Origin of the sequence: Janthinobacterium sp. GW456P, assembly GCF_002127655.1 — a bacterium.
Lineage (GTDB): Bacteria > Pseudomonadota > Gammaproteobacteria > Burkholderiales > Burkholderiaceae_D > Janthinobacterium.
Genome location: NZ_NEHB01000004.1, coordinates 1 through 21,921 on the forward strand (window position 1 = coordinate 1; position 21,921 = coordinate 21,921).

Below are 21,921 nucleotides of genomic sequence, written 5' to 3' on the forward strand. Positions count from 1 at the left end.
TGAAATAGCCCCTTGATTCACCAGACACAGCCTATGCGTTATTCTTACGGATAGGAATAGGACTGTGCATATGACTAGGAACAAGCAAACAATCGAGGTAGTGACGGTGAGCCAGGAGCGCCGCAGGCGCTGGTCTGCCGAGGAAAAAGCGGCGCTGGTGCGCGAGACTTACGAGCCAGGCATGAACGTGTCGCTGGTCGCTCGCAAGCACGGCGTCGGTGCAAGCCAGTTGTTCAACTGGCGCAAGCTCGAACGGGAAGGCGCGCTAACGGCGGTCACTGCTGGCGAATCGGTGGKACCGGCGAGCGAACTGGCCGCTGCACGCGCGCAGATAGCCCAGTTGCAACGCATGCTCGGCAAGAAAACGATGGAGGCGGAAATCTTGAAGGAGGCCGTCGAGTTCGCTCGCGAAAAAAAGTGGATTGCGCGCTCGCCCTTGTCGGGCAAGGACGACCAGTGAAGCCGGTCTGCTCTGCCCTTGGCGTAGCGCGCTCACACGTAGCCCAGCTGCTGGTTCGTCCCGCGGACTGGATCGACGGGCGCACCACTCAGACGTTCCACCAACCTGCCGACGCCATCCTGGTCGACGCCGTGCGCGCCGAGATTACAGCGCTGCCGACCTATGGCTACCGCCGGGCTGGCGCTCTGGTCAACCGCACGCGAGCCTTGATGGGCCTGCCAGCAATCAATCACAAGCGGTTTTATCGCGTGATGAAAGCGAACAGTCTGCTGCTACCCAAGGCGCCGAAACGCCCAGTGAGCAGCCGCGTGCACAATGGCGTGGTGGCGGTGGACGAACCCAATCAGCGCTGGTGCTCGGACGGCTTCGAGATCGCCTGCGACAACGGCGAAGTGGTGACCGGTGTGTTCATGAAGGATTGCTGTGACCGAGAAATCATTGCCTGGCGTGCGTGGGCCGAACGTGGCCTGCCTGGCGAGCCCGTGCGCGACATGCTGGTGGAAGCGGTCGAGACAAGATTCGGCCAGGCCAGCGTCGGCTCGACCAGGCTGGAATTCTTGAGCGACAACGGCGGCGCCTATCGAGCGCATGAAACGCACGCGCTGGTGCGCGCACTTGGGATTGAACCGGTGCATACACCGGTATGCAGCCCGCAGTCGAACGGCATGGCCGAGAGCTTCGTGAACACGTTTAAACGGGACTACGTGAACTTGATGGACCGCAGCAGCGCAGAAATCGTTCTGGCTCAACTGCCAGACGCCTTTATGCACTTCAACGAGGTCCATCCGCATTCGTCGCTGAAATGGAAATCGCCTCGCATGTTCAGGAGAGAGCTGGCGCGCCGGGCTCAGGAAAGCGGCGCTAACTAGACGATTGGCTGTGTCTGGTTATACGGGGGCAAGATCAATCCTGTGATTATTCCTTACTAATTTACAATTCGACGAAGGACGGCTAGTGGACAAGTGCAGCGTCCGCTTGCGCCCCAAAGCCGACACTCGCCTAACTTATGTCGAGCCCTGAACCGCCTTTATGCACTTCAACGAGGTCCATCCGCATTCGTCGCTGAAATGGAAATCGCCTCGCATGTTCAGGAGAGAGCTGGCGCGCCGGGCTCAGGAAAGCGGCGCTAACTAGACGATTGGCTGTGTCTGGTTATACGGGGGCAAGATCAGCGGGGAGTTCGTATCGGATCGAAACAAGACCTTGTTCTCAGGGAAAGATTCGATGGAATGGATACCGCCTACATTTCCGACCAGAAATCGAACGGGAGCCTCTCTGATTTGCCAGTTCATACCAGCCTGCTTTGCCCAAAACTCAATGGGCTCATTTACACTAAGTTGATTACCCAAACCATGCCACGGCGTTGCGCCGACGTAGGCCATTTGCTCTAAAATATGTGCCATTTTTTGTTCCTTGAAAGAAGATTAGTTATGGCTGTCATGACTGCAGTGAACCCGGCGGTGGATAGCTCACTATGTCGATATACGACGCAAAAATCGTCTTCGCGGTAACGATGAAGCCACCGCGAAAAACAGTGCTATCGGCTCTGCTCGCTAAATGGATACCCGCAAGCTAAGCAACGATAATTCTGGAGTACATTAGCGTCGACAACGTCCCCTAGTTGAGCACCTACCGCGCCCCCGGCAACACCACCAACCATGCCACCTAGAACCGCACCACATATGCCCCCGAATATGGCCCCGAGCGGGCCAGCAATTAGCCCCAGTGCAGCCCCAGCCTCTGCTCCTCCTATGGCTCCCGCCACGCCGCTGGCGGCGCCAGCAACGGTACCTACAGTGCCTCCGACTTTCCTGGCATAACCCAGCGCCAAAACGCGCGGCGACCGGCAATTTGGACAATTCAACGATACTTCATGATCGTTAAGTATTTGAACGGATTGATTATTTTTCATGCGCTTCCTCTGTGTAAAGTTCACCGGTTGAAAGCCAAAATACTCTCAAAAACAGTGATCAATATTTAATTACACTCTAGGAATATAGGTCTGAAATTTTCTGCGATACGTAAGGATCACGTTATCTTTTACCCAACACCATGTGTATCAAACTTTCATAAAAAATAAAGTTGACGCTGCGAAGTTGCGCGTTTTATAAGATAATTGTCAGAAATAATTAAATAGATAGGGGGCGGAATGCAACGACTTAATTTGGCAGATTTCAGCTTCACCCGAAGTTTTGTTTTTCTGCGTAGAAAACCCCCCCGTTTGAAATCAAGGGTCCTAAGGTCAGTGTTCAAGAAAATTTTGAAACTGAGCGAATTAGAAAATCCAGCCCCACCGATCGTTCGCTTCAAGTTACAGCTTCAAGTGGCCCCGCCGAAGTTCGGGAGCGTCTCAATGATTATTGGCGAAAGCGTCCTAGCCCCGCCATTCGCCAACGGCACTTTGCAAGAGCGTGTAATCGCTTATGTCTTACTTCTAGAGACGGAAAATTTTGCAGCACTTCAACTGCGGCACGTCAGCATGACTGACATCGAGCCTCTGTTGGAATACTACGAATGGGTCTCTCATGGGCAAATCACGAGCGTACTTTCAGATAGCGCAAAAATCCTAAAAATTGCCGCAAAGATCATAAATCCGGCTCAGAGTGGACTAACGGGTCGCGGCTACGAAGGAAATTCTCTCCAAGACGAAATGCCACACTACGGGAGCGGGAAGACCATACCGCGCAGTCTCAAGGCAAGCGATTTAGGGGAAACGATATCTGTAACTGCTGGGGCATCGCGAATCACCTCATATGGACAAGCCGTCAACATTGATAAAGTTGGGATCTGGTATGAACGGATATGTCAGCTTTTGCTGGCAAACAAGCAATCTATTTTTGTCTCGCGCTTTGCCGAACCCGTCGATTTCGCCGTGACTATTCCATCATTGACACCAAAATTAGTTGTGTTCGACACCCTTAGCTTTTTCACTCGCGTGAAGGATGAAGGGCTCCAGTTGAGAAGGAAATTTAAGAAAAAAGGAAGCAGGGACATCAAACGAGCGGCAGCATCTGACCAGATGTTCGAAGACGTCATCGCCGCATTGAAAACAAACGCACTTATAAAAAATAACTCTTTCCCCATCGGGTCGATCTCGGTGACAAAGAACGCGTTAAAAATTGACTTAAGTTCGTTGAAACACTTTACTTTATACAACGGAATCAAAGATATCTCTTTGTCAAGCTACATCAATAATAAAGACATGTTTTCCGTGTATTTCGACCTGCCGGACTATGTCTACATGGGGTCATCACTTTTCCGGGACCAAGGTTTACTGAGTGAAATCGACGCAGTAATCGCCAGTATTGAAGGGCACGCAGTCATGTCAACTGCGGATCGTGAGAAAATAGACTTAAACAAGAAGACTCCTAATTTAGGGGCTAGTACGCTGACCTCTTTTCCGCCTACGTCCGTCTTCGCGATTGTTGAAAATCACTACAACGCAGCTGACTACATCTTCTGTGATGATTTGGGCGATGAGTGGGCAGATCACATCTGTCTCGACGTCGCGACAAAAACACTGTCATTTGTTCACTCGAAGCATGGTTCTCCATCGACCAGTGCTTCCGCACTGCATGAGGTAGTTGGGCAAGCATTGAAAAACATGGGAAATCTTCTTTGCACCCCTTTAGTCTTGGGTAAAAAAGTGGATGGGTTCAATAAGATCTATATAGGCACGTTAATTCCTCGAATTCGCAAAGCACCTGCAGGCCAAGCCATACCTGCAATCAAAACCAGAGTAATGGATACGCTGAACGATAATGGCCTGCGTCGGGAAATGGTGTTAAGTTGTTCCTTCCTTTCCGAATCAGACGTTAAAGCTGAACTGCTGAAGCTACGCGCCGGCATTAAAGTGCGACCACACATTCGGCAGCTGCTTTGGCTGCTCTCATACTTCGTCGCTGCGTCTAAAGAGCTAAGCGTTCGACCTCGCATTCTTTGCAGGCCTTGATCCATTCTCAACAATTCGAACCGAACACTTGCCGAGCGCTCCCTTCATTGTCTTCCAGCGGTGTATCCTCTGCACTACCTTCATCGGAGGAGCAAAAATGGCGTTATACAACCTGCAAATTAAGTGGCTGAAGTCGACCGAAACAATCACTCTGGACACATTGGCGCTTCCTGAACAAGGATCGGTAATCAATACGTCAGAAGTTTGGCCGGGCAAAAATTCGCCGCTTTGCTACCAAGTCGAGGTATTGCGTGTAGCCCAGAAGGGCTCAATTTATACCTTCATACTTCGCTATGACGAATCCGCAAATGTCGACCTTGCTGGGGTCAACGTGGCTTGGGGGCAATCCACGGTTGTGCTTGATCTTTCGGAAGACACTCCGAGTGCGACCGCGACATGGAAGAACTGGCCAGCGGACGCTTACTACGACGGGGAGGCCGAAAGAGTGGGGGTGACCCAAGAGCCTAGCCTGCTTAGCGATCTAATCAACATCGACTCTTCAGGGCTAACACCAACTGAAAAAGAGATCTTGGTAGCTGCACGTATAGGGCAAGGCAAATTCCGGTCGACCGTGATTTCGGCGTGGAAAATTGGAGAAGTGTGCTGCCTAACCGGCATTGACATACCTGAATTGCTGATCGCGTCACACATCAAACCTTGGTGCGAGTCCAACGATGACGAGCGCCGAGACCCTGCAAATGGACTGATACTGGCAACGCACGTTGACAAACTCTTTGACAAGCACTTGTTGAGTTTCAAGCCGAGGGAAGACGATTATGTAGTTGTGCTGAGCCCAAGAGTGCGAGCAGTAGCTGAGGAACTTGGGATAAATAACGCGAAAACAATCAACGCGAAAAGGCTAGGCTCAGCCGAAAGCCACTTCAGCGCTTACATGCAGGGACACCATAAGCGATTTCTGGAGAAGGTCATCAATGACGGTTTCCCTCAGCCCCCTCTATGAAGGTTGAACGGTCAGTCTTCACCATCTAAGGTGGACACCTAGCCAGGTGCCTCGAAGCCAACTTCGAGACTGTACCTTGGACAAAGCGAGGTTGAAAAGTATTCAGTTCTTGGTTCGCTGGCCGGGTAGATGCCAAGAACCGGCGATCGATGTTGATCACCGTTGCCTAAACCGGGGTACACAGAGGGTACACAGACGAAATTCTTCAATAAAAAAGCAAAACTTTCTATTGTAATTTTAACTTAAGTCTTTGATTTCATTGGTGCGGCTGGCGGGGATCGAACCCACGACCCTTGGCTTCGGAGGCCAATACTCTATCCACTGAGCTACAGCCGCGTAGGGGGAATTTCTGAAGTGATGCGAAGGATACCGTTTTTCTTTACCTACGTCTACGGAAACTGTCGTATCGCTGGCAATTGCATGTCACTGCTCAATTTTTGTGCCTATAATTGTGGGTTTCATAAAGGTTTACATACAAGCATGTAAAAATGCTACCTTACACGGCCATCAGTTTCAAATCTGGACTAAGGACATCATGAGCGACGCACATAACGAACAACAATCAGCGATCAAAACGCCTAAGCAATTGCTTGCCGCCGTAGCGGGCTTCTTCCTCGTCACCGTCATCGGCATCATCCTGCTGGTGCAGTTCGTCACGGCGCAAAAACTGACGGGCGCCGGCACGGACAGCCAGTCGTCCGAAGCCATCGATGCCCGCTTGAGCCCGGTGGCCAATGAAGGCTTTACCTTCAAGGATGCCAGCGGCCCGAAAGTGCTGCAAGGCGGCGAAGCCGTCTACACGGCCACCTGCGTGGCGTGCCATGGCGCCGGTGTGGCCGGTGCGCCGAAGTTTGGCGACGCGGGCAGCTGGTCGGCACGCTTGGCCCAGGGCTACGATACGGTCCTGAAACACGCCATCGAAGGCTTGCGCGCGATGCCGGCCAAGGGCGGCAATCCCGACCTCGACGATGTGGAAGTGGCGCGCGCGGTGGTCTATATGGCCAATGCGTCGGGCGGCAAGTTCAAGGAACCCGAAGTGCCGGCACCGACCGCAGCCGCTGACGGCGCCGCCGCACCTGCTGCAGAGCCTGCCAAGTAAGCATTTGCGCTGCATCAAGAAACCGCCCGGATGGGCGGTTTTTTTTTACCCGCGATTTGTGCCAGATCACACGGCGTAAAAAAGCCGCCCGGCATGCGCGGGGCGGCTGGCAACTTATGCCTGGGACAACCGTCTTACCACATGATGACGCGGTCTTTTGGCGGCAGATACATCTTGTCGCCCGGTTTCACGTCGAAGGCTTGATAGAAGCCTGGCTGGTTGCGCATGGTGCCGTTGGCGCGGAACTGGCCTGGCGAGTGCGGGTCCGTTTTCAGCAAGACCAGTTGCTGCGCTTCGCGCATCTTCATGCGCCATACCTGGGCAAAGCCCGCATAGAAGCGCTGCTCGCCCGTGAAACCGTCGATGACGGGGGCTTGCTTGCCGTTCAGCGACAATTTGTACGCTTTGTACGCAATCGCCACACCGGAATTGTCGGCGATGTTCTCGCCCAGGGTCAGTTCGCCGTTGACGAAGTGGCCTTTGACGGGGCTGAAGCTGTTGTACTGCGCCACCAGCTGCTTGGTTTTCTTGGCGAAGTTCTTATGGTCAGCCTTGGTCCACCAGTCGCGCAAGTTGCCGTCGCCGTCGTACTGGGCGCCCTGGTCGTCGAAGCCGTGGCTGATTTCATGCCCTATCACGCCGCCGATGGCGCCGTAGTTCACGGCGTCGTCCGCCTTGGCATCGAAGAACGGCGCTTGCAGGATGGCGGCCGGGAAGACGATTTCATTCAGTTCCGGGTTGTAATAGGCGTTCACGGTCTGTGGCGTCATGCCCCACTCATCGCGGTCGATGGGCTGGCCCAGCTTGTTCAATTCGCGGTTGTAATTGAGCAGGTGCGAACGCTGGATGTTGCCGATCAAATCATCGGGTGCCACCGTCAGGCCCGAGTAATCGCGCCATTTGTTCGGATAGCCGATCTTGGTGGTGAACTTGGCCAGCTTGATTTGTGCCTGTTTCTTGGTGACGGGACTCATCCAGTCGAGCTTGTCGATACTTTGCTTGTACGCCGTCATCAGGTTTTTCACCAGCGCTTCCATGCGCACCTTGCGCTCGGCCGGGAAATATTGCTCGACGTACAGCTGGCCCACGGCTTCGCCCAGCGCGCCTTCGACGGCGCCCACGCCGCGTTTCCAGCGTGGACGCATTTCCGTCACGCCCGTCAGGGTGGTGCCATAGAACGCGAAGTTTTCATCGACATACGCTTTCGGCAGGTAGCCGGCGTTGGCGTGCAACAAGTGCCATTGGAAATAGGCTTTCCACGTTTCCAGCGGCGTCTTGTTGGCGATCTCGGCAAATCCCTTCAGGTAGCTGGGCTGGCTGACGATCACGTAATTGACCTTGCCGGCGATGCCCGTATCCTTCAGGTAACGGGCCCAGTCGTAACCTGGCGCCACGGCGGCCAGTTTTGCCAGTTCCACCTTGTTGTAGGTCTTGACGGGATCGCGGTTCTGCACGTTGCTCCATTGCGCCTTGGCCAGTTCCGTTTCCAGCGCCAGGATGGCCTTGGCATTCGCGGCCGCGTTCGCATCACCGGCCAGGCTCAGCATTTTTTCCACGTGGGCCAGGTATTTGGCGCGGGTGTCAGCCTTGCCTTCTTCCAGGTAGTAATCGCGGTCAGGCAGACCCAGGCCGCTTTGCACGATGTCGGCCACGTATTTGGTGGAATCCTTGGCGTCCTGGTGGATGCCGAAATCGTAAGGCGAAGTCACGCCCAGCTTGCTGAAATGGGCGATCACGGCAGGCAACTCCGCCTTGTCCTGCAGCGCGGCGATCTTCGCCAGTTCCGCGTTCAGGGGCGTCAGGCCCAGGCTTTCCAGCTTGGCTTCGTCCATGAAGCTGTTATAGAAATCGCCGATTTTCTGCGCATTCGAACCGGCCGCACGGGCCTTGTCGGCGGCAGCGCCTTCGACGATGCCGCGCAGCTGCGTTTGCGTATCGTCGGCCAGCTTGGCAAAACTGCCCCAGCTCGACTTGTCGGCAGGAATCACGGTTTCCGCCAGCCATTTGCCATTCAGGTGCTGGAACAAATCGTCCTGCGCGCGCACGGCAGGGTCGACGTATTCGACGGCGATGCCGGACGTCAGGGCGGCGGCCGCGACGGCCGTGGCGGGAGCGGCGGCGGCTTTCTTGGCAGAATCAGCGGCGCCAGCCATGCCGGACACGCCGGCCAGCAAACTCAGGGTCAATGCACTTAACAAATAACGATTCACGGTTGTCCTCTATATTGTATTGTGTGGAATATAAGGGTCAGAAGGCCCAGGGCTTCTGGCCCGGTTTTTGACTGTAGCATACCGGCCGAAATGACAGAAAGAACTTTGGCCGGAATGCAAAAAAGACCACGCGAAGTGGTCTTTTCTGTTGTTACAGGATTACGTTTTCATCAAGACCGCGCTTACCAGATGATCACGCGGTTTTCCGGGGCGACATACATCTTGTCGCCCGGTTTCACGCCAAACGCTTCGTAGAAGCCCGGCTGGTTGACCATGGTGCCATTCGCGCGGTACTGGCCCGGCGAATGCGGGTCGGTCTTGATCTGCACGATCTGCTGCGCTTCGCGCATCTTGCTGCGCCACACCTGGCCAAAGCCCATGTAGAAGCGCTGGTCGCCCGTCAAGCCATCGAGCACGGGCGCCGGCTTGCCGCCCAGCGAGATTTTATACGCCTTGTACGCGATCGCCACGCCCGAGTTGTCGGCGATGTTTTCGCCCAGGGTCAGCGCGCCGTTGACGTGGTAGCCCGGCAATGGGCTGTAGCCGTCGTACTGCTTGGTCAGCGCATCGGCCTTGGCAGCGAAGTTCTTGCGGTCGGCCGGGGTCCACCAGTCGCGCAGGTTGCCGTCGCCATCGGACTGGCTGCCCTTGTCATCGAAGCCATGGCTGATTTCATGGCCGATGACGGCGCCGATGGCGCCATAGTTGACGGCATCGTCCGCGTTGGCATCAAAAAACGGCGGCTGCAGGATGGAGGCCGGGAAGACGATTTCATTCATCGTCGAGCTGTAATAAGCGTTCACCGTTTGCGGCGTCATGCCCCACTCTTCGCGGTCGATCGGTTTACCGAGCTTGGCCACCTGGCGCGCGGAACCGAAATTGGCGGCGCGCATCATGTTGCCCACCAGGTCGCCCTGCACGATTTGCAGCTTCGTGTAATCGCGCCATTTGTTCGGATACGCGATTTTCGGCGTGAACTTGGCCAGCTTGGCTTGCGCTTCCTTCTTGGTTTCCGGGCTCATCCAGTCCAAGGTATCGATGCTGTCCTTGTAGGCGGCCAGCACGTTTTTCACCAGTTCCTGCATGTGCGCCTTGCGCTCCGCCGGGAAATATTGTGCGACATACAGCTTACCGACGGCTTCGCCCAGCACGCCTTCGACGGCGCCCACGCCACGCTTCCAGCGCGGCTGGTTTTCCGTCACGCCGCTCAATACCGTGCCGTAGAAAGCAAAGCTCTCGTCGACGAAGTTTTTCGACAGGTAGCTGGCGTAGCTGCGCAGCAACTGCCATTCGAAATACGCTTTCAAGGTGTCCAGGTCGGCGGCGGCCAGCACCTTGTTGTAGCCGGCCAGGTAGCTCGGCTGGTTGACGATGACGTAATCGACCTTGTTGGCGATGCCCAGCGCGGCCAGGCCCGACTTCAGGTCGTAGCCCGGGGTCAGGTCGTTCAGTTTATTGATGTCGGTCTTGTTGTAGCGTTTGACGGGGTCGCGGTTCTCGACCTTGGTCCATTGCACTTCGGCCAGCGAAGTTTCCAGGGCAACCACGGCCTTGGCGCGCGCGGCGGCGTTCTTGTCGCCCGCCATGGCCAGCATCTTTTCCACGTGCGCCTGGTATTTTTCCTTCACGCCAGCCTGCTTGGCTTCCAGGTAGTAGTCGCGGTCGGGCATGCCCAGGCCGCTTTGGCTCACATACGCCGCATATTTGGTCGAGGCACGCGCATCCTGGCCCACGTAGACGGCGTACGGGGTCGACACGCCCGTCTGACTCAGGTGGGCGATCAGGGCGGGCACGCCCTTCTTGTCGCGCAGCGAGCGGATGCGGTTCAGTTCGCCTGCCAGCGGCTTCGTGCCCAGCGCTTCGAGCTTGGCTTCATCCATGTAGCTGGCGTACAGGTCGCTGATTCTCTGCGCTTCGGAACCGGCCTTCTTGTGCTTGTCCTGTTGCGTGGCTTCGATGATGCCGCGCAATTGCGGCGTCGTGTCGTCGCGCAGCTTGGCGAACGAACCCCAGCTCGATTTGTCGGCAGGAATCTCGGCCGTGGCCAGCCATTTGCCGTTCAAATGGGTAAAGAAATCGTCCTGCACGCGCACGGCGGGGTCGATGTACTGCACATCGATGCCGGAAACGACGCCGGCGGCGGCAGGCGCCACGGTCGGGGCGGCCACGGCGGCGGCGGGTTCGGCGGCGTGGGCAAATGCAGCCAACAGGGTCAGGGTCAGGCTGCTCAAGAGATATCGGTTCACGGATTGTCCTTATGGGGCATGTCAAAAAGACCGGGCAGATAGTTGCGGGCGGATAGCCCGCCGCGCCGGGCGCTGCAGGAATGTAGCACGCGACGATGCCATTTGACCATCCTTGCCCCCGGACTGCCCGGGAATCGCCGCTCAGTTCGGCCAGGCGCAAGGGCGTTCATTGTCCAGTCCGGCAAGCATGGCGTGGATTGGGAAAACGCATGGCGCATCTATCCGTACAGATACAGCAGGTCGTCGATCAGCGCCAGCTCCTGTGGCGTGAACTGCGTGTGCTTGCACCGCCCGATATCTTCGAGCACGCCTCGAATCGGCACTGGCCGTGACGGATCTTGAACGAGGTCGATCAGCAGGCCGGCATCAGGATCCCGCCCTCGCAGGTACTTTTCAATCAGCGCTGTGAGCGCGGCACGTGCCTGTACATCAGTTAACATTTTTTTATCTGCTGCCAAGGAAGAAGCGCCAGTCTAAATGAGACTGCGCCCGCGGATAAAAAAAAGCCTGCGTCCGCGGACGCAGGCAAAACCACTTCGGGTCGAGAATGCGAGTCCACTATAGGGCCGCCGCACACGCTTTTTTTCGACTCTTACAAATGCTTACTCCCCTCAAGACTCCCTATACATCGCATACAAAAGCGCAACATATGGCAAGCTGGCGGCGCCGTTTTCGCGCGTAGACTGGCTCATGGCACGCTTTTTCCACGGCCGGCCCACGCCGGCAGAGATTCAGGTCTATACTTTCAACAAAGCGCCGCTCCACGGGGACTGGCGCTTGTGCAAGACACGCTAGCTGCAAAGGTGCAATGATGGGCAAACTCAAAAATACCGGCTTGATCGGCCTCGGCGTGGTGGCCGGCGTCGCCGTGTCGCTGCAATTTTCCGCCATGGCGCAAAAAAACGTCGAGCCGCCCCTGCCGCTGGAAGAGTTGCGCCAGCTGGCCGATGTGTTTGGCCTGATCAAGTCCGATTACGTCGAGCCGGTGGAAGACAAGAAACTGCTGGAAGACGCCATTGCCGGCATGGTCGCCTCGCTCGACCCCCATTCCGCCTACCTGGACAAGAAAGCCTACGCCGAGCTGCGCGAAGGCTCCGAAGGCAAGTTCGTCGGCCTTGGCATTGAAATCGGCCTGAGCGAAGATGGCTACATCAGGATCGTCTCGCCCATCGAGGATTCGCCCGCCTACCGCGCCGGCATCAAGGCCGGCGATTTGATCACCCGCCTCGATGGCCAGCCCGTGAAGGGCGTCAGCCTGGACGATAACGTCAAGCGCATGCGCGGCGAACCGGGCACCAAGGTGTCGCTGACCATTGCGCGCAAGGACGAAGCGCAGCCGCTGGCCTTTACCATCACGCGCGAGGAAATCCACCAGAAAAGCGTGAAGGCGAAGATGGTCGAGCCCGGCTACGCCTGGCTGCGCGTGTCGCAATTCCAGGAACCGACCGTCGACGACATGGCCGCGCAGATCACGGCACTGTACCAGCAAGACCCGCACATCAAGGGCATGGTGCTGGACCTGCGCAACGATCCGGGCGGCGTGCTGCAGGGCGCCATCGGCGTCTCGGCCGCCTTCCTGCCGAAGGACGCGGCCATCGTCTCGACCAACGGCCAGTTGCCGGACTCGAAACAGGTGTTTTACGGCCGCGCCGAATACTATGCGTTCCGCTCGGAAGGCGACGCCCTGGCGAAATTGCCGGCCGCCATCAAGAAAGTACCGCTGGTGGTGCTCGTCAACACGGGTTCGGCCTCAGCCTCGGAAATCGTCGCCGGCGCCCTGCAGGATTACAAGCGCGCCACCATCATCGGCACGCAAACCTTCGGCAAGGGTTCCGTGCAAACCATCCGCCAGCTGACGGCCGACACGGCCGTCAAGCTGACGACGGCCCGCTACTACACGCCGAACGGCCGCTCGATCCAGGCCAAGGGCATCGTGCCCGACTTGCTGGTCGATGAAAATGCGGACGGCGACGGCCTCAACGGCTTGCGCATCCGCGAAGCGGACCTGACCAAGCACCTGAGCAACGACCGCGACCAAGAAAGTGCCAAAACCGCCCCCGTCAACGACGAGATGGAAGAGCAATTGCGCATCATTGCCCTGGAAAAGACCCGCAAGCCGCTGGAATTTGGCAGCAAGGACGATTTTCAATTGCACCAGGCGCTGAACCACCTGAAGGGCTTGCCGGTCCAGCTGGCCAAGGCCGAACCGGTGGTGGTGCAGGCCGACGTCAAGAAAGAACAGCAGAAATAAGCAGTAACGCGGGGGGCGCCATGCCCCCCGATCAGCCGTCCACGCGACAAAAATCAATCTTCCGCCACCCATCCCCCTGCCCCGCAACACGAAACTCTCTACAGTCGAGTCCGTTTGTGTAAAATTTGCTTCACTTATCGGCGCCGCGCCGATTGCCAAATTTGAAAGTTTAACCATGAAACAAGTCGTCATCAGCGGTACCGGACTGTATACGCCGCCCTTTTCGATCTCCAACGAGGAGCTGGTCAACTGCTTCAATGCCTACGCGGAAAAGTTCAATGCCGACAACGCCGGCGCGATCGCCACGGGCGAGGTGACGGCGCTGGAGCTTTCGAGCGTGGCTTTTATTGAAAAGGCGTCCGGCATCAAGTCGCGCTACGTGATGGAAAAGGAAGGCATCCTCGATCCGGCGCGCATGGTCTCGCGCATCGCGGAACGGGGCGATGAGGAATTGTCCTTGCAGGCGGAAATGGCCGTTGCCGCCGCGCGCGATGCGCTGGCGCGCGCCGGCCGCACGCCGGCCGACATCGACATGGTACTGGTGGCGTGCAGCAACATGCAGCGCGCCTACCCGGCCATGGCCGTGGAAGTGCAGGATGCGCTGGGCATCGACGGTTATGGTTTTGATATGAACGTGGCGTGCTCGTCCGCCACCTTCGGCATCCAGCAAGCCGTGGCCGCCGTGCAAAGCGGCCAGGCGCGCGCCGTGCTGGTCCTCAATCCCGAAATCACCAGCGGCCACCTGAACTGGCGCGACCGCGACAGCCATTTCATTTTCGGCGACGCCTGCACCGCCATCATCGTCGAAGCGAAAGACACGGCCGTCTCGCAGCACCAGTTCGAGATCATCGGCACGGAACTGAAAACGCGCTTCTCTAACGCCATCCGCAACAATTTCGGCTTTCTCAACCGTTTTGACGAGTCCGGCGTGGGCCAGGCCGACAAATTATTCCGCCAGCAAGGCCGCAAGGTCTTCAAGGAAGTGTGCCCGATGGCGGCCGAGATGATCAAGGCGACCCTGGCCAAGGCCGGCGTGGAAGTGGCGCAAGTCTCCCGCTACTGGCTGCACCAGGCCAACCTGAACATGAACCTGCTGATCGCGCGCCTGATCCTGGGCCGCGACGCGCAGGCCAATGAGGCGCCCGTGATCCTCGACACCTACGCGAATACCTCGTCGGCCGGTTCCATCATCGCCTTCCATACATATCAGGATGACATGGCGGCGGGCAGCACCGGCGTCATCTGCTCGTTCGGCGCCGGCTATTCCATCGGCTGCGTGGTCGTGCGCAAGCTCTGAGCGCATGGGTGTAACATCGTTTGATTCCTGAATTAGGCGATGTTCGTGACGGATAGGCATGCGTTCGTGGCCACCTGGACGAAGATATAGCACAGGTTTTTTGCAATAAAGCCGCAGGAACATTCCGGCAAGGGCTTTGATGCGTTTATACTTGGTCGCTGAGCAACATCTTTTTCTACCCGCACGTCCCCATAAGGAACCCCACACGCATGCCCCATGACATCAGCCTGATCACCACCATCGCCGCCGCCCTCGGGTTCGGCCTCATCTTCGGCTTCATCGCCGCGCGCCTGAAACTGCCGGCACTGGTCGGCTATCTGGCCGCCGGCATTATCATCGGACCGGCCACGCCCGGTTTTGTGGCGGATGCGGAAATAGCGGGACAATTGGCGGAAATCGGGGTGATGCTGATGATGTTCGGTGTCGGCCTGCACTTTTCCATCGAAGATTTGTGGGACGTGCGCAAGATCGCGCTGCCTGGCGCCATCCTGCAGATCGGCGTCGCCACGGCAATGGGCATGGGCCTGGCCCACTGGTGGGGCTGGACCCTCGGCGGCGGGCTGATCTTCGGACTGGCCCTGTCCGTGGCCAGTACCGTGGTGCTGCTGCGCGCGCTGGAAGAACGGGGCATCCTCGACTCGCTCAACGGCCGCATCGCCGTCGGCTGGCTGGTGGTGGAAGACCTCGTCACCGTATTGGTCCTCGTGCTGCTGCCGGCGTTCGCCAGTGTGCTGGGCGGCAAGGTCGCGCCCGATGCCGAAGCCGTCAGCCTGTGGCAAACCCTGGCCGTGACCCTGGGCCAAGTGGCCGGCTTCATCATCTTCATGCTGGTCGTCGGCCGCAAGCTGTTCCCGTGGATTCTGTGGCAGGTGGCGCGCACCGGCTCGCGCGAACTGTTTACCCTGTGCGTGATCGCCGCCGCCGTCGGCATCGCCTACGCCTCGACCAAGCTGTTCGGCGTGTCGTTCGCGCTGGGCGCCTTCTTCGCCGGCATGGTGCTGCGCGAATCGGAACTCAGTCACCGCGCCGCGGAAGAATCGCTGCCTTTGCGCGACGCGTTCGCCGTGCTGTTCTTCGTGTCCGTCGGCATGCTGTTCGAGCCGACCATCCTCATCGACAAACCGCTGCAAGTGCTGGCCGTGTGCGCCATCATCATCTTCGGCAAGTCGATCGCCGCCTTCCTGCTGGTGATGGCCCTGCGCTATCCGCCGAAAACGGCCATCATCGTCTCGGCCAGCCTGGCGCAGATCGGCGAATTCTCGTTCATCCTGGCCGCGCTGGGCCTGTCCCTGGGCCTGATGCCGCAGGAAGGGCAAAGCCTGATCCTGGCCGGCGCCATCCTGTCCATCGCCCTCAACCCGCTCGTCTTCAGCATGGCCAAGCCGCTGCTGCGCGTGATCGGCAACAGCGATTTCGCGCGCAAGTTCGAACGCACCGCGGACCCGCTGGCCGAGCTGCCGATGACGGTGCCGCAGGAAAAGCTGTCGGGCCAGATCGTGCTGGTCGGCTACGGCCGCGTGGGCCGGCGCATCGCCGCCGCCCTGATGGAGCGGGGCATCCACTTTGTCGTGGCCGAGGAAAACCGCGACATCGTCGACCAGTTGCGCAAGCAGGGCATCCCGGCCGTGGCCGGCAATGCGGGCGAACCGGCCGTGCTGATCCAGGCGCACATCACGCACGCCACCATGCTCGTCATCGCCACGCCGGACACCTTCCACGTGCGCGCCATGATCGAGACGGCGCGCGCGCTGAACCCGCACATCCTGACGGTGGTGCGCACGCATAGCGAGGAAGAGGCGGAATTGCTGCGCGCGGAAAACGCGGGCAAGGTGTTTATTGGCGAACACGAACTGGCCAATGGCATGGCCGAGCACGTGCTGCAGAGTTTTGAGACGGCGAAGAAGGGGCATGGCGGGCATTAAGCCGGCCCCCTTTCCATCCAACAAGCCTACCCGCTACCCAGCCGGCAGGCTTTCTTTTTACAGACTGGCGGCCAGCTCCGCCCCTTCCCGTATCGCCCGCTTGGCGTCGAGTTCCGCCGCCAGCGCGGCGCCGCCGATCTTGTGGAAACGGGGACCGCCTGCGACCGGCAGCTTGCCATCCTTGTCAGCTGGCGGCATGAGTTCCGTCAAACTGTCCTGGCCCGCGCAGATGACCACGTTATCCACCGCCAGCAGGCGCCGTTCGCCGCCCACGGTGATGTGCAAACCTTGCCCGTCGATCTTGTCGTAGGTGACGCCGGCCAGCATGGCCACGCCGTTGCGCGCCAGTGCCGCGCGGTGCACCCAGCCCGAGGTCTTGCCCAGGCCCGCGCCCACTTTCGACGTCTTGCGCTGCAACAGGAAAATCTGCCGCACGGGATGCGGCGCCACGGGCGGCACCAGGCCGCCGCCCGTCGCCGCATTCAAGTCCACGCCCCACTCGCCCGCCCAGGTAGCGACTGGCTGGGGCAGCGGGTGCGCCGGGTCGTGCAGCAAATACTCTCCCACGTCGAAACCGATGCCGCCCGCGCCGATGATGGCGACGCGCGCGCCCACGGGCTTCTTCGCTTGCAGCACGTCCAGGTAGGACAGCACGGTCGGATGATCGATGCCGGGAATGGCCGGCAGGCGCACCTTGATGCCGGTGGCGACGATCACGTCATCATAGCCGCCGGCCAGCAATTGCTCGCGCGTGACGCGCTGGCCCAGGCGCAGCTTGATAGTCGACAAGGCGATGCGGCGGGCAAAATAGCGGATGGTTTCCGTGAATTCTTCCTTGCCGGGAATTTGCATGGCCACCTTGAACTGGCCGCCGATGCTGTCGCTGCTGTCGAACAAGGTCACCTCGTGCCCGCATTCGGCGGCCACGGTGGCGGCCGACAAGCCGGCCGGTCCGGCGCCGACGACGGCCACGCGGCGCGGCACGGCCTTTTTCGCGTACACGAGTTCCGTTTCATGGCAGGCGCGCGGGTTGACCAGGCAACTGGCGCGCTGGTTGGCAAAGGTGTGGTCCAGGCAGGCCTGGTTGCAGCCGATGCAGGTATTGATCTCGTCCGCGCGGCCCGCTGCCGCCTTGGCGACAAAGTCAGGGTCGGCCAGGAACGGACGCGCCATCGACACCAGGTCGCAGTCGCCCCGCTCGAGGATGGCATTCGCCTCGTGCGGCATGTTGATGCGGTTCGAGGCCACCACGGGAATCGTCACTTCGCGGCGCAGCCGGCCCGCCACGCTGGCAAAGGCGGCGCGCGGCACCGAGGTGACGATGGTGGGCACCCTCGCCTCATGCCAGCCGAAGCCGGTATTCAAAATGGTCACGCCCGCCTGTTCCAGCGCCCTGGCCACCGTCACCACGTCGTCCCAGGTATTGCCGCCCTCGACCAGGTCGAGCAGCGAGTGGCGGTACATGATGATGAAGTTGGGGCCGACGGCGGCGCGGATGCGGCGCACGATGTCCACGGGCAGGCGCATGCGGTTCTCGATGCTGCCGCCCCAGCGGTCCTGGCGCAGATTCGTGCGCGCGCACAGGAATTGGTTCAACAAATATCCTTCGCTGCCCATCACCTCGATGCCGTCATAGCCGGCCTTTTGCGCCAGGCGCGCGCAACGCACGTAGTCGCAGATGGTGCGCTCGATGCCCCGCTCGCTCAAGGGGCGGGGGCGGAACGGCGAGATAGGTGATTTTTTGGCCGATGCCGAGACGACGAAAGGCTGGTAGCCGTAGCGGCCCGCGTGCAGGATCTGCATGACGATCTTGCCGCCCTCCTCGTGCACGGCGCGCGTCACCTTGCGGTGGTTGGGCACGTCGCCAAGGAAGTTCAAGGTACCGCCGAACGGCAGCAGCCAGCCTTGCCGGTTCGGCGAAATGCCGCCCGTGACGATCAGGCCCACGCCGCCGCGTGCCCGTTCGCGGTAAAACGCGGCCAGCTTGCCATAATGATAAAAACGGTCTTCCAGGCCCGTGTGCATGGACCCCATGATGACGCGGTTCCGCAAGGTGGTAAAACCCAGGTCGAGCGGGGCCAGCAGATGGGGGTAGGTAGTCATGGTGATCGGTCCGGTAAGGTGGTTGCAGGCCGTACGGTAGCAAGCATTGCCGATCGCCGCAGCGACTTTCTCTAGACCGGGAGTTCTAAATCGCCCGGCGCGCCCGCCGGCGGTGCGTATAGCTTGTGCCCGGCGATACTTTCCCGTAGGCTAGGTGGCATGAAGCGACTCTTCCTCTGCCTGCTGATGCTGTGCGCCCTCCCCGCTACCGCGCTGGCACAGGCGATACGCCTGGACAAGCTGAAGGTCGAGGTCAAGCGCATCGAGGTCGACGGGCAGCGCATGTATGAAGTCGATGCCAGCGGCAGCGTGCAGGCGCCGCCGGCGTCCGTATGGAAAACCCTGACCACCTACGAGCGCATGAGTGAATTCGTGCCCGACCTCAGTTCCTGCCGCGTGCTGTCGCGCAACGGCAATGAAGTCATCATCGAGCAGCAGGGCATGGCACGCTTTTTGTTCATGAACCACCCCATCCATCTGGTGGTGCGGGCCACGGAAACGCCGTTGACGGCCATCGACATCGCCCTGATCTCGGGCGACATGCGGCATTACGAATCGCGCTGGAACCTGTATCCCGTGCCCGAGACAGGGGGCACGCGCATCGTCTTTTCCAGCCGGCTGATGCCGGGCTTCTATGTGCCCGGCATGCTGGGCACGACCATGATACGCGGCGATATCGAGCGCATGATGGCGGCCGTACTCACCCGCATCGACAGCCAGTACGCCGATAAATCCGGCTAAGATTACGCCAGATAGGTGTCGCGGTCGCGGATTTCCGCGAAGTTTTCCAGGCTGCCCAGTTTCACGGTGACGGGGTTCAGGCTCGCTTGCGGCTGCATCGAGCGCCAGGCGAACAGCCATTCCTGCTCGGGCGCCTCGGTGCGCGTCTTGGTGAAGGCGGCGCCCAGAGCCGCGCGCTGGCCGTATTCGACCAGGCCATCGATGCCGGCCCAGCTGGGCAAGGTGCGCTGCACGGCGCGGTGCAGGCGTTCGCCGAATTCTTCCGTATTGTGGATGATCAAACAAGCGTCGGCCGGGGCGAACAGGTCGAACAGTTGCTTGTCCCACACTTGCGAAAAACTCAGGGTCAAACAATTGCCCGCCGGTACCAGGCGGAACTGGCCCAGGCTCAGCGCCAGCTCGAGTTCGCTGCGCTGGCCGTAGCGGTGCAGGGTGGGGGGACGTTTGTAATCGTGCATGCTGGACTCGTTCTTCAATAGTAGGGTAGACCGGCGCGCCGCCTAGCGGGGCGGGCGGATATGACGCCGGATGCGCTGGGCCCTGGCGGCCAGGTAAATTTCGCGCAATAAATAAATAAAACAGCCGATCAGGCAAATCACCGCCAGCACAAAGAAGGCCGCGATGTATTTGTCCAGGGTCAGGTTCAGAATATCGCCCAAAAACAGCATGGCGATGATGACGCAGACGAAGAAACCGCACGCCGTGCTCAGCGAAATCGAGTAATTGATCAGATGGGTACGCCGATACAGGGTATCTAGCTCATCCATATAGAAATCGTTGTAGCCGATGTCGAGCCGGTCTTCCAGCACGCGCGTACGGTCGATGATGCGGCCCAGGCGGTTGGTCAGTACCACCAGCATGGTGCCGATACCGGTCAACAGGAAAACCGGCGCAATCGCCAGCTGGATAATATGGCCGATGTCGCCGATCTGTATGTTCATGGATAAAAAGTCGTGGGTTCACACCGGCGCCCGACCCTGGCACCAGCACAGGCCATAGTGTAGCAGGTGGCGCACGCCGGCTGGCCGCGCAGGGTCATGCGAAGCCGCGCCCCGGCACGAAGCGCTCGGTGGCGCGCACCAGCGCCGAAGCGATGCCGTGCTCGAGCGCGCCATGACCCGCGTCCGGGATCATTTCCAGCTGGGAACCAGGCCAGGCTTGCTGCAAACGGTAGGCCGACAGCGGGGGGCAGATGGCGTCGTAGCGGCCCTGCACGATGACGGCCGGCAAATGCGCGATGCGGCCCATGTTGCGGATCAGCTGGTCTTCCTCGAAGAAACCGAGATTGGCCATGTAATGCGATTCGAGCCGGCCCACGCCCAGATCCAGCGCATCGTTCGGCGCGTCTTCCGGCTGCGGCATCAGGTACACGCGGCGGCCTTCGAAGCGGCTCCAGGCGCGCGCGGCGGGCCAGTACACGTCCGGGTCGCTGCTGAGGATGCGTTTCACGTAAGCCGCCAGCAAGTCGCCCCGCTCCTCGAGCGGAATGGGGGCGGCGAATTCCTCGTACAGTTCCGGATAGAACCAGCGCACGCCGTCGATGAACCAGTCGATTTCCGCCTGCGTGCACAGGAAAATGCCGCGCAGCACGAAACCGAGGCAGGCTGCCGGATGCGCCTGGCCATACGCCAGCGCCAGGGTCGAACCCCAGGAGCCGCCAAACACCAGCCATTGGGCGATGCCGAACTGGGCGCGCAAGCGTTCGATGTCCTCGATCAGCAGCTGCGTCGTGTTGTTGCGCCATTCGCCCAGCGGCGTGGACTTGCCGGCGCCGCGCTGGTCGAACAGGATCACGCGGTAGCGCTGCGGGTCAAAAAAGCGGCGGTGCTGCGGCGACAGGCCCGCGCCCGGGCCGCCATGCAGGAACAGCACGGGAATGCCGTCGGGGTTACCGCACTCTTCCCAATAAATGGTGTGGAGGTCATCGACCCCCAGCATGCCGTGCCGATTCGGCGTCAGGGCGGGAAACAGGGGGGACAAAGAATCGGGCATGGCGGTCCTTGGAATGGCGGTCAGGGCACCAGGCACGATTCCTGGCAACTGTTCCAATTATAGTGCGCCGCCGCCGGCTCAGGCCAGCAGCAAGGGCAGGCGGTTCGACGACTTGATTTCGCGCATCGACAGGCTGGACTGGATTTCCGCCACGCCAGGCAGGCGGCGCAGCACGGTCGAAACGAATTCGCCATACGCTTCCAGGTCGCGCGCCACCACTTGCAGGAAATAATCGGCTTCGCCCGCCACATTGTGGCACGACAGAATTTCGGGAATCGTCGCGATCGCTTGCTCGAACTGCGACGGCTGCTCGCCGCCATGGTTGGCAAACACGACGCGCACGAACGCCACCAGGCCGATGCCCAGCTTCTTGCGGTTGAGCAAAGCCTGGTAGCCGGTAATAAACCCTTCCTCTTCCAGGCGGCGCAAGCGGCGCCAGACGGGGGTTTCGCTCAGTTTCAAGCGCTCGGCCAGGCGCGCATTCGACAGCCTGCCTTCGTCCTGCAACAGCCTGAGTATCTGCAAATCGGTGGCGTCGAGGCTAACTTCTGAAATCTTCATCTAATTTTTGTTTTGATACGAGTGGAATCTACCCGAATACTAGGGCATGCAGGGCAGGAAAAGCAAGCACATTTCATCGCGTCAAGAACATAATGAGGCCCGGAGAGCAGGCTGCGGCGTGCGCAT

Annotated in this window: 17 protein-coding genes and 1 tRNA gene; 8 read left to right on the forward strand and 10 right to left on the reverse strand. The window is 59.4% G+C overall.

What is annotated here, in order from left to right; translation table 11 throughout:
* Window positions 1–70: 70 nt before the first annotated feature.
* Window positions 71–1,329, forward strand: a protein-coding gene (locus CBW66_RS05530; protein ID WP_240513038.1) for an IS3 family transposase whose coding sequence is annotated in 2 segments (ribosomal slippage) — window positions 71–410 and window positions 410–1,329 — 1,260 coding nt in all. Because the reading frame shifts where the segments join, the coding sequence is not laid out codon by codon here.
* A gap of 261 nt (window positions 1,330–1,590) precedes the next feature.
* On the opposite strand, the gene CBW66_RS05535 is transcribed toward CBW66_RS05530, so the two are convergent.
* Window positions 1,591–1,863 carry a hypothetical protein gene (locus tag CBW66_RS05535; RefSeq protein WP_205701112.1) on the reverse strand — a complete coding sequence of 91 codons (273 nt, stop codon included), beginning with the start codon at window positions 1,861–1,863 and terminating at the stop codon, window positions 1,591–1,593.
* An 857-nt stretch (window positions 1,864–2,720) separates the two neighbouring features.
* Here CBW66_RS05535 and CBW66_RS05545 point away from each other — a divergent pair.
* Window positions 2,721–4,412, forward strand: coding sequence for a hypothetical protein (locus tag CBW66_RS05545; protein ID WP_139841581.1), 1,692 nt, complete (start codon window positions 2,721–2,723; stop codon window positions 4,410–4,412).
* A gap of 97 nt (window positions 4,413–4,509) precedes the next feature.
* Window positions 4,510–5,373: an HNH endonuclease gene (locus tag CBW66_RS05550; RefSeq protein WP_086137240.1), complete on the forward strand. Its 864-nt coding sequence runs from the start codon at window positions 4,510–4,512 to the stop codon at window positions 5,371–5,373.
* A 260-nt stretch (window positions 5,374–5,633) separates the two neighbouring features.
* Here CBW66_RS05550 and CBW66_RS05555 read toward each other — a convergent pair.
* A tRNA-Arg gene (locus CBW66_RS05555) sits at window positions 5,634–5,709 on the reverse strand.
* A 199-nt stretch (window positions 5,710–5,908) separates the two neighbouring features.
* Between CBW66_RS05555 and CBW66_RS05560 the strand changes: the two genes are divergently transcribed.
* A complete protein-coding gene (locus CBW66_RS05560; RefSeq protein ID WP_086137241.1) occupies window positions 5,909–6,472 on the forward strand; it encodes a cytochrome c5 family protein in 564 nt (187 codons plus the stop codon).
* Window positions 6,473–6,606: 134 nt separating this feature from the next.
* On the opposite strand, the gene CBW66_RS05565 is transcribed toward CBW66_RS05560, so the two are convergent.
* From CBW66_RS05565 to CBW66_RS05575, 3 genes are all read right to left on the reverse strand, one after another.
* Complete coding sequence (locus tag CBW66_RS05565; RefSeq protein WP_086137242.1) at window positions 6,607–8,682, reverse strand: M13 family metallopeptidase; 2,076 nt, start codon at window positions 8,680–8,682, stop codon at window positions 6,607–6,609.
* A 182-nt stretch (window positions 8,683–8,864) separates the two neighbouring features.
* Window positions 8,865–10,928 (reverse strand): M13 family metallopeptidase, encoded by a 2,064-nt coding sequence (locus tag CBW66_RS05570; protein ID WP_086137243.1) that lies wholly within the window; start codon window positions 10,926–10,928, stop codon window positions 8,865–8,867.
* 218 nt (window positions 10,929–11,146) lie between these two features.
* Complete coding sequence (locus tag CBW66_RS05575; protein ID WP_205701113.1) at window positions 11,147–11,386, reverse strand: hypothetical protein; 240 nt, start codon at window positions 11,384–11,386, stop codon at window positions 11,147–11,149.
* 350 nt (window positions 11,387–11,736) lie between these two features.
* Between CBW66_RS05575 and CBW66_RS05580 the strand changes: the two genes are divergently transcribed.
* From CBW66_RS05580 to ybaL, 3 genes are all read left to right on the forward strand, one after another.
* A complete protein-coding gene (locus CBW66_RS05580) occupies window positions 11,737–13,179 on the forward strand; it encodes a S41 family peptidase (RefSeq protein WP_086137245.1) in 1,443 nt (480 codons plus the stop codon).
* A 175-nt stretch (window positions 13,180–13,354) separates the two neighbouring features.
* Window positions 13,355–14,476, forward strand: a complete 1,122-nt coding sequence (locus tag CBW66_RS05585) for a beta-ketoacyl-ACP synthase III (RefSeq protein ID WP_086137246.1) — start codon at window positions 13,355–13,357, stop codon at window positions 14,474–14,476.
* 209 nt (window positions 14,477–14,685) lie between these two features.
* On the forward strand, window positions 14,686–16,398 hold the full coding sequence (ybaL, locus tag CBW66_RS05590) for a YbaL family putative K(+) efflux transporter (RefSeq protein ID WP_086137247.1): 1,713 nt from the start codon (window positions 14,686–14,688) through the stop codon (window positions 16,396–16,398).
* Window positions 16,399–16,455: 57 nt separating this feature from the next.
* Here the strand turns inward: ybaL and CBW66_RS05595 are convergent, their stop codons facing one another.
* Window positions 16,456–18,501: an NADPH-dependent 2,4-dienoyl-CoA reductase gene (locus CBW66_RS05595; protein ID WP_086137248.1), complete on the reverse strand. Its 2,046-nt coding sequence runs from the start codon at window positions 18,499–18,501 to the stop codon at window positions 16,456–16,458.
* Window positions 18,502–18,660: 159 nt separating this feature from the next.
* On the opposite strand from CBW66_RS05595, the gene CBW66_RS05600 reads away from it, so the two are divergent.
* Window positions 18,661–19,242: an SRPBCC family protein gene (locus CBW66_RS05600; protein ID WP_230492175.1), complete on the forward strand. Its 582-nt coding sequence runs from the start codon at window positions 18,661–18,663 to the stop codon at window positions 19,240–19,242.
* 2 nt (window positions 19,243–19,244) lie between these two features.
* On the opposite strand, the gene CBW66_RS05605 is transcribed toward CBW66_RS05600, so the two are convergent.
* The 4 genes from CBW66_RS05605 to CBW66_RS05620 all read right to left on the reverse strand — a co-directional run bounded on the left by CBW66_RS05605 (window position 19,245) and on the right by CBW66_RS05620 (window position 21,795).
* Entirely contained in the window at window positions 19,245–19,700 is a 456-nt protein-coding gene (locus CBW66_RS05605; protein WP_086137250.1) for a hypothetical protein, read from the reverse strand.
* A 42-nt stretch (window positions 19,701–19,742) separates the two neighbouring features.
* Complete coding sequence (locus tag CBW66_RS05610; RefSeq protein ID WP_070219003.1) at window positions 19,743–20,183, reverse strand: DUF2721 domain-containing protein; 441 nt, start codon at window positions 20,181–20,183, stop codon at window positions 19,743–19,745.
* A gap of 94 nt (window positions 20,184–20,277) precedes the next feature.
* A complete protein-coding gene (gene pip, locus CBW66_RS05615; RefSeq protein WP_086137251.1) occupies window positions 20,278–21,234 on the reverse strand; it encodes a prolyl aminopeptidase in 957 nt (318 codons plus the stop codon).
* Between the two features lie 78 nt (window positions 21,235–21,312).
* Window positions 21,313–21,795, reverse strand: a complete 483-nt coding sequence (locus tag CBW66_RS05620) for an Lrp/AsnC family transcriptional regulator (protein WP_034752896.1) — start codon at window positions 21,793–21,795, stop codon at window positions 21,313–21,315.
* Between the last annotated feature and the right edge of the window lie 126 nt (window positions 21,796–21,921).

Coding starts and splice junctions, on each gene's coding strand:
- CBW66_RS05535 (WP_205701112.1), bottom strand. CDS start 1,863: ATGGCACATATTTTAGAGCAAATGGCCTACGTCGGCGCAACGCCGTGG.
- CBW66_RS05550 (WP_086137240.1), top strand. CDS start 4,510: ATGGCGTTATACAACCTGCAAATTAAGTGGCTGAAGTCGACCGAAACA.
- CBW66_RS05560 (WP_086137241.1), top strand. CDS start 5,909: ATGAGCGACGCACATAACGAACAACAATCAGCGATCAAAACGCCTAAG.
- CBW66_RS05580 (WP_086137245.1), top strand. CDS start 11,737: ATGATGGGCAAACTCAAAAATACCGGCTTGATCGGCCTCGGCGTGGTG.
- CBW66_RS05585 (WP_086137246.1), top strand. CDS start 13,355: ATGAAACAAGTCGTCATCAGCGGTACCGGACTGTATACGCCGCCCTTT.
- ybaL (WP_086137247.1), top strand. CDS start 14,686: ATGCCCCATGACATCAGCCTGATCACCACCATCGCCGCCGCCCTCGGG.
- CBW66_RS05595 (WP_086137248.1), bottom strand. CDS start 18,501: ATGACTACCTACCCCCATCTGCTGGCCCCGCTCGACCTGGGTTTTACC.
- CBW66_RS05600 (WP_230492175.1), top strand. CDS start 18,661: ATGAAGCGACTCTTCCTCTGCCTGCTGATGCTGTGCGCCCTCCCCGCT.
- CBW66_RS05605 (WP_086137250.1), bottom strand. CDS start 19,700: ATGCACGATTACAAACGTCCCCCCACCCTGCACCGCTACGGCCAGCGC.
- CBW66_RS05610 (WP_070219003.1), bottom strand. CDS start 20,183: ATGAACATACAGATCGGCGACATCGGCCATATTATCCAGCTGGCGATT.
- pip (WP_086137251.1), bottom strand. CDS start 21,234: ATGCCCGATTCTTTGTCCCCCCTGTTTCCCGCCCTGACGCCGAATCGG.
- CBW66_RS05620 (WP_034752896.1), bottom strand. CDS start 21,795: ATGAAGATTTCAGAAGTTAGCCTCGACGCCACCGATTTGCAGATACTC.